9 protein-coding genes are annotated in these 11,869 nt (G+C 50.4%); 6 read left to right on the top strand and 3 right to left on the bottom strand.

Annotated elements, in window-relative coordinates; translation table 11 throughout:
• Positions 1-349: 349 nt before the first annotated feature.
• The 3 genes from ACN0YN_RS18825 to waaF all read left to right on the top strand — a co-directional run bounded on the left by ACN0YN_RS18825 (position 350) and on the right by waaF (position 4,566).
• Positions 350-1,738 (top strand): alkaline phosphatase family protein, encoded by a 1,389-nt coding sequence (locus tag ACN0YN_RS18825; protein ID WP_417386549.1) that lies wholly within the window; start codon positions 350-352, stop codon positions 1,736-1,738.
• 222 nt (positions 1,739-1,960) lie between these two features.
• Complete coding sequence (locus tag ACN0YN_RS18820; protein WP_417386548.1) at positions 1,961-3,505, top strand: PfkB family carbohydrate kinase; 1,545 nt, start codon at positions 1,961-1,963, stop codon at positions 3,503-3,505.
• A complete protein-coding gene (waaF, locus tag ACN0YN_RS18815; RefSeq protein WP_417386547.1) occupies positions 3,502-4,566 on the top strand; it encodes a lipopolysaccharide heptosyltransferase II in 1,065 nt (354 codons plus the stop codon). The genes ACN0YN_RS18820 and waaF overlap by 4 nt, the downstream gene beginning before the upstream one ends.
• Positions 4,567-4,572: 6 nt before the next feature.
• Here waaF and ACN0YN_RS18810 read toward each other — a convergent pair whose 3' ends face one another.
• Together ACN0YN_RS18810 and ACN0YN_RS18805 are read right to left on the bottom strand one after the other, a co-directional pair.
• Positions 4,573-5,832, bottom strand: a complete 1,260-nt coding sequence (locus ACN0YN_RS18810) for a glycosyltransferase family 87 protein (RefSeq protein WP_417386546.1) — start codon at positions 5,830-5,832, stop codon at positions 4,573-4,575.
• Between the two features lie 105 nt (positions 5,833-5,937).
• Entirely contained in the window at positions 5,938-6,687 is a 750-nt protein-coding gene (locus tag ACN0YN_RS18805; protein ID WP_417386545.1) for a hypothetical protein, read from the bottom strand.
• 216 nt (positions 6,688-6,903) lie between these two features.
• On the opposite strand from ACN0YN_RS18805, the gene ACN0YN_RS18800 reads away from it, so the two are divergent.
• Both ACN0YN_RS18800 and ACN0YN_RS18795 read left to right on the top strand, forming a co-directional pair.
• The gene (locus ACN0YN_RS18800) at positions 6,904-7,662 is read left to right on the top strand and encodes a glycosyltransferase family 2 protein (protein ID WP_417386544.1); all 759 of its coding nucleotides are present in this window, start codon (positions 6,904-6,906) and stop codon (positions 7,660-7,662) included.
• A 7-nt stretch (positions 7,663-7,669) separates the two neighbouring features.
• Positions 7,670-8,491, top strand: a complete 822-nt coding sequence (locus tag ACN0YN_RS18795; protein WP_417386543.1) for a glycosyltransferase family 2 protein — start codon at positions 7,670-7,672, stop codon at positions 8,489-8,491.
• 30 nt (positions 8,492-8,521) lie between these two features.
• On the opposite strand, the gene ACN0YN_RS18790 is transcribed toward ACN0YN_RS18795, so the two are convergent.
• Positions 8,522-10,315, bottom strand: a complete 1,794-nt coding sequence (locus ACN0YN_RS18790) for an arylsulfatase (protein ID WP_417386542.1) — start codon at positions 10,313-10,315, stop codon at positions 8,522-8,524.
• Positions 10,316-10,659: 344 nt separating this feature from the next.
• Between ACN0YN_RS18790 and ychF the strand changes: the two genes are divergently transcribed.
• Positions 10,660-11,751 carry a redox-regulated ATPase YchF gene (ychF, locus tag ACN0YN_RS18785; RefSeq protein ID WP_417386541.1) on the top strand — a complete coding sequence of 364 codons (1,092 nt, stop codon included), beginning with the start codon at positions 10,660-10,662 and terminating at the stop codon, positions 11,749-11,751.
• The last annotated feature ends 118 nt before the right edge of the window (positions 11,752-11,869 follow it).

Here is an 11,869-nt window from a genome sequence, read left to right as displayed (position 1 = left end):
AGTTCAGTTTAAGTTACTAAGTCGTTATTTGATAAAACTTTGAAATCTGAAATTAAGTTCGTGAGAGAGTATCAGCAGGCCTGATTTTAGTGAATTTATATTGGCGATAGTAAGTGTTGTGTCTTTATGTATACTGAGTGTATGTCATTCGCCTCGTTAAGATTCGAACGATTGGGTTCGTGATTTCTAACTGTCTATCTCGAAAATAAATTTTCAAAATTCAGAAACATGGAGAGCCAGTCTTTCGGTCTGAATTCCTGCTTTCTTTTTAAGTGATCTCGCAATAGACTAATTACTCAATTGGTCATAAGTGTTTTAAAATAAATGCCTTCTGTAAAATAAGAGATTCATGACTAAACCGCTGATGGTAATCAATGTGGTAGGTCTCACCAGCGAGATGCTGGGAGATCGCACACCTCATTTAACGAAACTGGCAAATCAGGGATTTTCCAGATCGATGGGAACGGTACTGCCGGCCGTGACCTGTTCTGCCCAATCCACTCTGTTGACGGGGTTGATGCCACGAGAGCATGGGATCGTCGCTAATGGCTGGTATGACCGGGATCTTGCTGAGGTCATGTTCTGGAAACAGTCAAACAGACTTGTCCAGGGGGAAAAAATCTTTGAAACCGCAAAGCGTCGCGATCCTGCTTATACCACGGCGAAAATGTTCTGGTGGTATAACATGTATGCGCCGGTGGAGTGGTCTGTGACTCCCAGGCCCAGTTATCCCGCGGATGGCCGAAAAGTCTTTGATTCCTATAGCCAGCCGGAAGGTCTGAAAGATGAATTGCAATCAGAACTGGGGGTATTCCCACTGTTACGTTTCTGGGGACCCGGCGCAGATATCACCAGTTCCCGCTGGATTGTTGATTCTTCGATTAAGGTGTTTCAGGAGAAAAAACCAAATCTCACTTTAGTCTATCTGCCTCATCTAGATTACAACCTGCAGCGTCTGGGAGTCAGTGATCCTGCCATCGACCGGGATATACGTGAAATCGATCAGGAAGCAGGTCGACTGATTGAAGCAGGACAGGCAGCAGGTGCAGAGATTGTAGTCCTCTCCGAATATGCTATCACCGACGTATCCAGACCAGTTCATCTCAATCGTATTCTCAGAGAGCAGGGGTGGCTGAAAGTCAGAAAAGAAGCTTTAGGCTGGGAAACCATGGACTGCGGTGCCTCGGAGGCATTCGCCGTTGCCGATCACCAGATTGCTCACGTATACGTGCAACAGCCTGAAAAAATTTCTGCTGTCAAAGCACTGCTGGAAAAAACTGATGGTGTTGAAATGGTTCTCGATCGGAGTCAACAGGCTGGGTTTGGCATCGATCACGAACGCTCGGGAGAACTGGTGGTAATCGCTGCTCCGGGGGCCTGGTTTACCTATTATTTCTGGCTGGATGATGTGCTGGCACCCGATTATGCCCGCACGGTCGATATTCACCGCAAACCCGGTTATGACCCGGTCGAACTGTTTATTGATCCAGCCATCAGGTTCCCGAAACTACGTATTGCGAATCGGCTGGCCAGAAAGATCCTCGGCTTTCGATACTATATGGATCTGACCAGTCTCGATGCGACTCTCGTCAAAGGAAGCCATGGCCGCTTACCGCTTCCCGGGAAAGAAGAGGCAGAAGCTCCTGTGTTTATCTGCTCATCAAAAAAAATTGAGCGGGATGAAATTCCCATGACAGCAGTCAAAGAGATGCTGCTGGAACTGCAGTTTGGCAAATAGGGCCAGGCTCCGGTAAGTCAAACTTCAGAAAGAAAATACGGCGATTGAAGTTCGTATTCTCGCAGGCAGATAATCTTTGTCTCCCGTGTTGATAAATACCCCAGCTTCACAAAATCGGCATTGACTCAAAACCGTGTTGTGAAGATGATTCCGCCGCCTGTGGCAGCAGCAGATTGCATTTACAGAACTGGACTTAAATCAACATCTGAAACACCCGCATTCATGTCATATCATTTAATCAACACCATTCAAAAATTAGGCCATCCTAAAGTCATGGTGCTCGGCGATCTGATTCTGGATCGCTATACCTGGGGAAATGCTGAACGCATCAGTCAGGAAGCTCCCGTTATCCTGTTACGTGAGGATACTCAAGAAGTTCGACTGGGAGGCGCAGCGAATGTTGCCAACATGCTGATCGGTCTGGAAGCAGAAGTGACCATGGCCGGCGTCACAGGCATTGACCCTGATGGGAGCGTGATCAAAGAGGCGCTCGAAGAATGTGGCGTGAACTGTTCTGCTGTCATTGCAGATCCGAGTCGACCCACTACCGTAAAACAGCGTTTTATGGGGAGAGCACAACAGAGGCATCCTCATCAGATTCTGAGAGTCGATCGTGAAGTGAATACGCCACTTGATCAGGCAACTTCTGAAACGCTACTCAATACCATTCTGCCTTTGATCCCGGAGCAACAGGCGATTCTGGTCAGTGATTACGCAAAAGGTGTCTGCACTCCTGAAATCTTATCGACGATCATCAAAGCGGCCCGTACAGCGAATGTGCCCGTGATTGTCGATCCTTGTCCGGGACGAGATTACCTGATGTATTCTGGTGCGACCGCCATTACCCCCAATCGGCTCGAAACATCTCGTGCTGTGGGTTTCGATGTGAAAAACAGGGAAGATGCATTTCGGGCAGGCAGGCAGCTGTGCCTGGAATTGTGTCTTGATTTCGTCTTTGTCACTCTGGACAGTGATGGTATCGCTTTGACACTGTCAGATGGGACAAGCGAGTTACTGCCGACCCGCAAACGCGAAGTCTATGACATCACCGGTGCCGGCGATATGGTGCTCGCTACGATTGGTGTCGGCTGTGCCGCCGGTATTGCTCCTGATGATCTGGCACGACTGGCCAATGTTGCCGGTGGTCTGGAAGTCGAGCAGATTGGCGTGGTCACGATCAGTCGCGAAGAGATGCTCGCCGATCTCCTGATGGGATCTCGGGTGACCAGCGAAAAAATATTGCCGCTGGAAGAATTGCAGCGACATGTGGTTGCCCGCCAGAAGCTGGGGCAGAAAGTCGTTTTGACGAATGGCTGTTTTGATGTGATGCATGTTGGACATGTCTCTTATCTTGAGCAGGCTGCAGCAGAAGGGGATTGCCTGATTGTTGCCGTCAACAGCGATAACAGTGTCCGCTCTCTGAATAAAGGTCCGGACCGTCCCATTTTCGGCCAGGACCACCGTGCTTCCATGCTGGCTGCTCTGGAAGGAATTGATTATGTAGTCATCTTCGATGAATCGACTCCTTGTGAACTCATCAGCGTTCTGAAGCCGGATCTGCTGGTCAAAGGGGGCACATATCAGAAGGAAGAGATCGTAGGCTGGGAAATTGTCGAATCATATGGCGGTGAAGTGAAAGCACTGGGGATTACTCCGGGTATCTCAACCACTCACGTACTCGGCATCATACGCAGCAGCCAGGAAAGTGATAGCATCTCGACCGTGAACAACTTCCCCATTGAACTGCCAAAACGAAAAGCCGGATGAAAATTGCAGTCTTTTTACCGAACTGGATTGGAGACGCCGTAATGGCGACTCCTGCGCTGCGGGTCATTCGAGAAGAATTTTCGGAAGCAGAAATCGTCTCCATACAAAGACCTTATGTGGCTGACGTGCTGGACGGACTGACTCTCGTCGATCGATCCATTTCCTGGAAAAGCGGAGAGAAGCTGATTTCTCAGTTTCGTTTTCTGCGACAGCTCAGGAAAGAGCGCTTTGATCTGGCGGTCCTGTTTCCCAATTCATTTCGCAGTGCCAGCCTCGCATTTTTAGCTGGAATTCACAGACGAGTGGGAATCAATCGAGATCACCGAAGCTGGTTATTAACCGATGTGCTGACCGCGGGTGACCGACAGAAACCACATCCCGCCATTGATGAATATCTGCGAATCGCCGCAGTTGTCTCGGGAAGAGATCTGTCTGAGAGTGAAGCTGCTCCTGGTTTCTCTCGAACGATGGAACTGGCCATCACAGACAAAGATCGCAGTCGCTGGACTGCATTCTGGAATAAACAGACGGCTGAATTTAAAAGCCGTCCCTTGATCTGTCTGAATCCAGGGGGAGCATTTGGCGCAGCGAAACACTGGCCGACTGCGCATTTTGCATCACTGGCGCAACGGATTACGACCGAACTGAAACGCTCGGTTCTGGTTGTTTGCGGCCCCGCCGAAAAGCAGGAAGCGCTGCAGATTGTAGCACAGGCCGACAATCCCTTTGTCACGTCGCTGGCAGCAGAACCTCTGCATCTGGGGCTCACCAAGGCTGCGATTCAACAGGCCGAACTATTGGTCACCACCGATTCAGGGCCGAGGCACTTTGCCGCACCGTTCCAGGTGCCTGCTGTGACTCTCTTTGGTCCGACGCATCAGATGTGGAGCGAAACGTTTTATGATCGCAGCCTGCCTGTGCAACTGGATCTGGATTGTGGCCCCTGTCAACAGCGGGTCTGTCCTCTGGGGCACCATCGTTGTATGAAAGATCTTGGCGCGGATCAGGTCTTCCAGGCAGTCGTTTCGCTCCTGAATCGAGAGCAGCAAAAAGCAGCTTAAACCGGCTTATGCTGCCCGTGCTGTTTTCTGTTCGATCAGTAAGTCTGTCTGCTGTCCTGCCGGCAGCTCATCCTCGCGGGCATGTGTTTCTACATAGACGATCTGCCAGACCATCAGAGGGATAATTCCCAGTGGCAGGATGGCGGGTGACCAGGAAGCAACAGGCAGCAATAAACGTTCGACGCCGCCAGTCCCCAGGGGAATCAGCATTAACCATGCGGCTACTGCCAGCGTCCGGTGACACTGTTCCTTAAAGCTGACAATCAGTGCCCAACTGGCGACAGGTGCAGCCAGGAGAAATGTCAGCCGCTCGGTTCCCGGTCCGACCAGCAACTGCCAGCAGACCCAGGTTGTGAGCACACCCGTGAAATAAGTTTGCATGGAATCAGATATTTTCGCCAGCCTGATGCACCAGAGCAGGGCCAGACCCGCCATCCCCAGCTGCAGCAGTGTGTAAACACGATCATCCACATAGGTCCCGAACTGTTCGGCAATGGTATAGGCATCGCGCAGGCCGCCTTGTCTGAGCGTGCGGTAAGGGCCGGTCAGTAATCCATACCAGTTCTGATATTGCTGAAGTACTACAGGCAGAGGACGTGTTAAAAAGGGAGGGATCACCAGAAATGCACATGCGGCTGCAAAACGGGGCGAAAGTTTCCAGGGAAAACGGGCCATCAACAGTAATGCCAGCGCCGCAGGCCAGAGCTTAATATGAACAGCAGCAGCCAGCAGGAAGGCGGCACTCCACCAGCGCTCTTTTTTCAGTGAAACAACCGCAAACACTGCCAGCGCGAAGACCAGAGAGTTGCTTTGTGCAGACCAGATCGCCCGCGTACAGCCTGCCAGACTGAGGATCAGAAAACCGGCTTCCTGAAACCGGGACCAGTCACCGGGGAAGATCTCTTTCACCAGTAATCGTAGCGCGAGCACCAGTAACGAAATATTCAAGGCTGTCCAGAGTATGCCTCCCAGTGAGGCAGGCAAGACAGCAAAAATAGAAAACGCCAGCGCAAACGTGGGGCTGTAGCGAAATCCCGTTTTGTACTCTTCATTATCATACAAATTCCGATCAGCCCACCAGTTGATGGACGAGTCGGCAAAGCAGGGATAAACAGATTTTTTCTCAGGTTGCAAAACGAATTTGACACTGACGGCGATCCATAAGACCGCCCAGAGAATCAAGGCGCGTTTCAGCCAGAGGACACCACACGATTCTTCCACCAGGGGGGATTTGAAAAACAGTGGATTTTGAGAGGATTGATTCATGTCAGACCTGAAAAATAGGTGTCTTACATGCAAAGACAGCAGGATAAAGCCGGGAGCGAAACGATCCGTGCTTTTAAGATGTTTCGCCAATCAGGGCAAGGTCAATCAGTCGGCCTGCGACTTGGATCGCGAGGTGATCAGGCTTTTTCTTAACAATTGAAAAAAATGTCGTCGCTCATTACCGGCCATTTGCCCCAGAGCAGCCTGTATACAGATGATCTGAAGAGAAAGGGGGACTGTAACTCCATCATTTAATGGTTGAATTGCCAGTCGATCCAGCATGCAGACCAGTGAATCAGCGAGCGAGAAACTGCTGCGGATTCCCACGGGGTCAATCAACCAGAGTGAGAGCGGGGTCGAATCTCGATGGGATACTTTCACTACGACATTTTCCAGTTTCAGATCGCGATGGCGTAAGCCTGCCTCCGCGATGCGACGGACAATCTTTCCCAGTTCCCTGGCGAGTTCGTATAACAAGTCAGACGATTCAGGGAGTTCTGATTTCAGCAGGTCGTAGGCTGTCGAGCCTTCAATAAAAGGCATTTCCAGTTGATAAAAAGAACCTGCCCGATAAACGGGGGTTGCTGGTTGTGGAGTATTGACGCCTGCCTTGAGTAGTTTCCAGGCGCCCGTCAGTTGGCGGTCAGGCTGAGACTGTCTGAAGAATGTTTTCCAGCGGAGTGGCCAGGTGACCGGCCAGCGTTTGAGTGTCGTCAAACCACGTCCTGGTAATTCCAGCAGCCATACGGAACGTAAGTCTTCTTCTTTCAGGCAGCGAATTGTCGTATAAGTGGTACTGCGATCGAAGAGTTGGAAACAGGGACCTGCTTGAGGATGGGAATCAGACAATTTCAATGCAGCTTTTCATGATTTTGACGATTGCTCTTTTCGAGACAGTAAATTCCTGCCAAACTCTCGGCAATCTTTCAGTAAACAAGTCAATAGATCATAATAACCTGAGACAGTCAGGTATTTTCTTTTAACAGGAACGCGCACGGTTGACAATCTTGAAAATTGTTCGACTCTCCTGTGAAACGTGGCCCGTTCGTCAGTAGCATCAAAGTCAGCTTTATGTCGTTATCGATTATTGTCATTGTCAAAAACGAAGAATCATCCATTCGCGAGTGTCTTGCGTCGGTTGCCTGGGCTGATGAAATCATCGTCCTTGATTCCGGCAGCACCGATCAGACGGTCAGCATCTGCCGCGAATACACCGACAAAGTCTATGAAACGGACTGGCCTGGATTTGGTCCACAGAAAAATCGTGCTCTGGAGTATGCAACGAAAGACTGGGTGCTCTCCATCGATGCCGATGAACGCATTTCGTACGACCTGCAGACTGAGATCAAACGCATCATTCAAATGCCAGCCCGCTTTGACGCCTACACCATGCCTCGCCGCTCGAATTACTGTGGACGGTATATGAAACATAGTGGCTGGTGGCCTGACCGGGTGGTACGCCTCTTTCGACGGGGAAAAGCCAGCTTCAGCGACGATCTGGTGCACGAGCGGATTATCGTGTCAGGCAAAACCGGAAAACTCAAGGAGCCAATTATCCATGAGTCGTTACTCACGCTGGAGCAGATTCTCAACACAATGAATTCCTATTCGACTGCCAGCGCAAAAATGCTGGCAGAAGAGAAACAGCAGGCAGGACTCTGTAAAGCTGTCATGCATGGAATGTGGACGTTCATCCGCACATACTTCCTCAGAGCTGGTTTCCTGGATGGAAAAGAAGGTTTCATGCTGGCTATTTCCAATGCAGAAGGAACTTATTACCGCTATCTGAAACTGATGGTCATTAATAAAGCGAATCAGAAGGAAGTCTGATCAGTTCATGCCGGGCATTGCAGTCATCATCACGACATATAACTGGCCTGCTGCGCTGGAGGCAGTGCTTGTCGGGTATTTATCGCAGATTCGTCCCCCGGATGAATTGATTATCGCCGATGATGGTTCGACTGCAGAGACGCGCGAAGTGATCGACCAGTTTCGCAGTCAGGCACCGTTTCCCGTCAAGCATGTCTGGCATGCTGACGAAGGCTTTCGTGCCGGAGCGATTCGCAACCGGGCGATTCAGGCTTCTGAGGCAGACTATCTGGTATTTACCGATGGTGACTGTATTCCGGCGCCCTGGTTTTTAGAGTCGCATGAACGGCTTGCTGAAACTGGCTGGTTCCTGTCCGGGAATCGGGTTCTGCTTTCCGAAGGTTTCTCCCGTGAACTGCTTGAGCAGAAGATTCCTGTCACCAACTGGTCCTGGGGAGACTGGTTCCAGGCGCGTCGACGCAAGCAGATTAACCGTCTGCTACCTTTATTCCAAATTCCACTGGGGGGCTGGTATCGACATCGGCTGGCCCGGCAGTGGGAAGGAGCTAAAACCTGTAATCTGTCGGCGTGGAAACAGGATTTACTGGCGATCAATGGATTTGATGAAGATTATACGGGCTGGGGAATGGAAGACTCCGATCTGGTACTGCGATTGATCAGAAATGGAGTCTGCCACAAAGATGCCCGCTTCGCGGCGGCTGTATTTCATATCTGGCATCGGGAGAATTCCCGGGATCAGCTGGAAGAGAATCAGCGTCGTTTGCAACAACTCATTGAGACAGACCGCATCCAGGCTCGCATTGGAATTGCGCAGGCGCAGTCTGCTTAAGCGTTCGGGGTCTGAGGAAAGGTCGCCGTCTTAATCTTTCCGCAAAATCTCTACGAAGAAGGCACCACGGGACACGCCATTCCCTTCATCCAGCCATGTCTGCAATTTTTTCTGGCCGCGCATCAGGTCGACTTGAAATGTCGTCGACAGATCGCCTTCTGCGACCGCCTGTTCCCGTTTCACATCACCAATCTGAATCCGAGCCGTTCCTTTTTTCAAAGGCTGACGGGCTGACTCCGGACGAGAGCGTAGGGTGATTTCATACGTGCCTGGCTCAATCACGTCCACAATCCAGAAGCCGTTTGCAACAGGATTTTTGGCAATCAACTGATGATTCCAGGGAACCTGCTCAATGGGCGCATGCCAGTCGTGGCAGGTCAGGTGTGATGGGTTCTCAAAACGGGAACCGATACCGATCGCGACGTAACGATTGAAAACCGGAGTCAAACTGCTCCACCATTTTTCATATTCGGCCGAAAGGTATTTCACGACACCTGCATATTCTGCGGCGACATTTTTTGTCTGGCCAGGATCGTTCTGGATATCGTAGAGTTCCTTTTCATTGACCAATCTCCAGCGTTCCGCCATGACCGATGACTTGCGCCATTTTTCCGGTGATTCAATCCGCTGAGAATGAACAATCAGGGTTCTGTTTCGTAGAGCGTCTTTGTTTCCGTTTAATATGGGAACAAGACTTGTACCGTCCAGCTTGAGTTCACTGGAAATCGTCAAGTCACACAACTCTGCCAGCGTGGGAAGAATATCGATATGTGCGGTTAACTGGTTGATATTCTTTCCCCCCGTCAATCCTCCCGCGGGCCAGTGAATATAACAGGGGACGCGGTGTCCACCCTCATATTCCGAACCTTTTGTTCCCCGCATGCCGGCATTGAATCCCGGCCAGGTTTCCAGTGTGATGGGTTTCCCTTTGGAGAGTCGTCTCTGCTGTTTTTTACTCAGGTCTTTAGGCTTCGGACGCTGCAGTCCTGCCGCGGTGCCATTGTCGGTCATGAATATCAATATGGTATTTTTTTCCAGACCGGAATCTTTCAGGTAGCGGAGCAGGCGTCCCATATTTTCATCGATATTGGTAATCATGCCATAAAAGGCCGCCATTTGTTTTGGAACTTCTTTCTCCTCATACGGATCGCTGTATTTAGGATCGACCAGATAAGGGCTATGAGGCGCATTGGTAGAAAGATAAGCGAAAAATGGTTTTGTTCTGTCTGCTTCAATAAACTTCAGCGTTTCATCAAACCAGATGTCAGTGCAATAGCCCTGAAACTTTTCCGGCTTTCCATTACGCAGATAAGTGTCGTCGAAATAATCGTTCTGCCAGTAATCGGGGGTCTGTCCGACCCCTCCGCCGCCATGCTGGACGACCGTATCAAATCCCTGGTCCTGGGGACGCAAGGGGTAATTATCGCCCAGATGCCATTTCCCAAAGAGGCCGGTGCGATAGCCGTTGCTTTTGAAGACTTCCGCCAGGGTGACTTCATTTGTATCCATCAGTGAACGGCCCATGATTGTGTGCCAGACACCGGTTCGTGTGGAATAGCGTCCCGTCATCAGCGCAGACCGCGTTGGAGCGCAGGTAGGATCGACGTGAAAATTCGTCAGTCGCAGACTCTTCTGATACAGTTGGTCCAGATTTGGTGTTTTGATCATCTGGTTGCCGTGGGCGGCAATATCTCCGTACCCCTGATCATCGGTGATGACGAGTAGAATGTTCGGTTTTACAGATTCGGGAGCCTCTGCCGGGCAATCCTTCAGGCTGACCAGTAAGATCAGGATGCAGGTCAAAAGGTGCAGAATGGGTCGCATAGCCTACTCGTCAAAGTGTTGATGACTCAGTAATCGTTACAGATATAAATCGATTTTTGTATGTATTTTTCCAGATTCCAGTTTAACTACCCCCCTCAGGGAAAGGTAGTAATATTTTAACTTGTCTTAGATTTATACTGACGCTGTGGGGCCTCTGTTGGTCGTTCCCGGGCTGAATTCATCAGAAAGGGAAAAGTAACAGGCTGAGAACCTTCTGACCGATCAATTCCTTTTGATTCGGGACTTCGCTATGATGGGCCGGAATCCGGGGAATATCTTGAAGAAAAGTGCGGATCGACTGCCGGATAAAATATTTCAACATCATTTAATTACTGAAAAGAACCATGGAAGCCGGAATTGTAGGCCTGCCGAATGTAGGTAAATCCACGTTATTTAATGCGTTAACTGCTGCGGGAATCGCCAGCGAAAACTATCCGTTCTGTACAATTGAGCCCAATGTGGGGATCGTCAATGTGCCAGATCCGCGGCTGGAGATTATTCATCAGTATATCCCTACCGATAAAGTGATCCCCGCCATTTTAAGACTGGTCGATATTGCAGGGATCGTGCGAGGAGCCTCGGAAGGTGAAGGGCTCGGCAACAAGTTCCTGTCGCATATCCGCAATGTGGATGCCATTCTGCACGTGGTGCGCTGTTTTGAAAACGGCGACGTGATCCATGTTGAGGGGAAAGTGGACCCGATCAGTGATATTGAAACCATCGATATCGAACTGATGCTGGCTGACATGCAGACTGTTGAATCCGCAAAACAGAAAGCCGCCAAAACCGCCCGATCGGGAAATGCGGAAGCGAAATCACGATTGGCCGTGCTCGAAGTCTGTGCCGCCCGCCTGGCAGAAGAAAAACCATTACGCGGTCTGACATTTGATAATCCGGATCAGCAGAAAATATTCAAAGGCTACCAGTTCCTGACTGCCAAGCCGGTCCTCTATCTGGCGAATGTCGATGAGGATGACATTCAGGGAGAAGGCGAACTGGTACAGCGAGTCCGTGAGCGCGCTGCCGAAGAGGGGGGCGAAGTGGTCGTTGTCTGTGGACGGCTGGAAGCGGAAATTGCCGAACTGGATGAAGCAGACCAGAAGGAAATGCTGGAAAGTGTCGGGCTGGAAGAACCAGCGCTGGCGGTTGTAGCCCGCGCCGCCTACCACACGCTCGGTCTGCAGAGTTACTTCACCGCCGGCAAGATTGAAATCCGTGCCTGGACGATTCCTATTGGTGCCACTGGGCCACAGGCTGCGGGAGTCATTCATACCGATTTTGAGCGGGGTTTTATCCGTGCGGAAATCTTTTCCGTTTCTGACCTGGAGCAGTACCACACGGAAAAAGCAATCCGGGAAGCAGGCAAGCTTCGCGTGGAAGGCAAAGAGTATGTGATGAAAGACGGCGATATCTGTCACTTCCTGTTTAATGTGTGAACAGGAAGTGCAATAAATCGACTTTCTGAGACTTCTTTTATTTTTTTGAGAACTCCAGTCTGAACGAAGTTGTCTGTATTCAGGTCCGATCCTGAGTGTCTCCGCACGTTCAGATTTT

This window comes from Gimesia sp. (assembly GCF_048260065.1).
Lineage (GTDB): Bacteria > Planctomycetota > Planctomycetia > Planctomycetales > Planctomycetaceae > Gimesia.
The sequence above is the reverse complement of the archived record's forward strand: the minus strand, read 5'-3'. Positions and strand labels throughout refer to the sequence as shown.

Excerpts from the sequence above, each read along its gene's own strand:
- ychF (WP_417386541.1), top strand. The coding sequence starts at position 10,660 with ATGGAAGCCGGAATTGTAGGCCTGCCGAATGTAGGTAAATCCACGTTA.
- ACN0YN_RS18795 (WP_417386543.1), top strand. The coding sequence starts at position 7,670 with ATGCCGGGCATTGCAGTCATCATCACGACATATAACTGGCCTGCTGCG.
- ACN0YN_RS18810 (WP_417386546.1), bottom strand. The coding sequence starts at position 5,832 with ATGAATCAATCCTCTCAAAATCCACTGTTTTTCAAATCCCCCCTGGTG.
- ACN0YN_RS18790 (WP_417386542.1), bottom strand. The coding sequence starts at position 10,315 with ATGCGACCCATTCTGCACCTTTTGACCTGCATCCTGATCTTACTGGTC.
- ACN0YN_RS18825 (WP_417386549.1), top strand. The coding sequence starts at position 350 with ATGACTAAACCGCTGATGGTAATCAATGTGGTAGGTCTCACCAGCGAG.
- ACN0YN_RS18800 (WP_417386544.1), top strand. The coding sequence starts at position 6,904 with ATGTCGTTATCGATTATTGTCATTGTCAAAAACGAAGAATCATCCATT.
- waaF (WP_417386547.1), top strand. The coding sequence starts at position 3,502 with ATGAAAATTGCAGTCTTTTTACCGAACTGGATTGGAGACGCCGTAATG.
- ACN0YN_RS18820 (WP_417386548.1), top strand. The coding sequence starts at position 1,961 with ATGTCATATCATTTAATCAACACCATTCAAAAATTAGGCCATCCTAAA.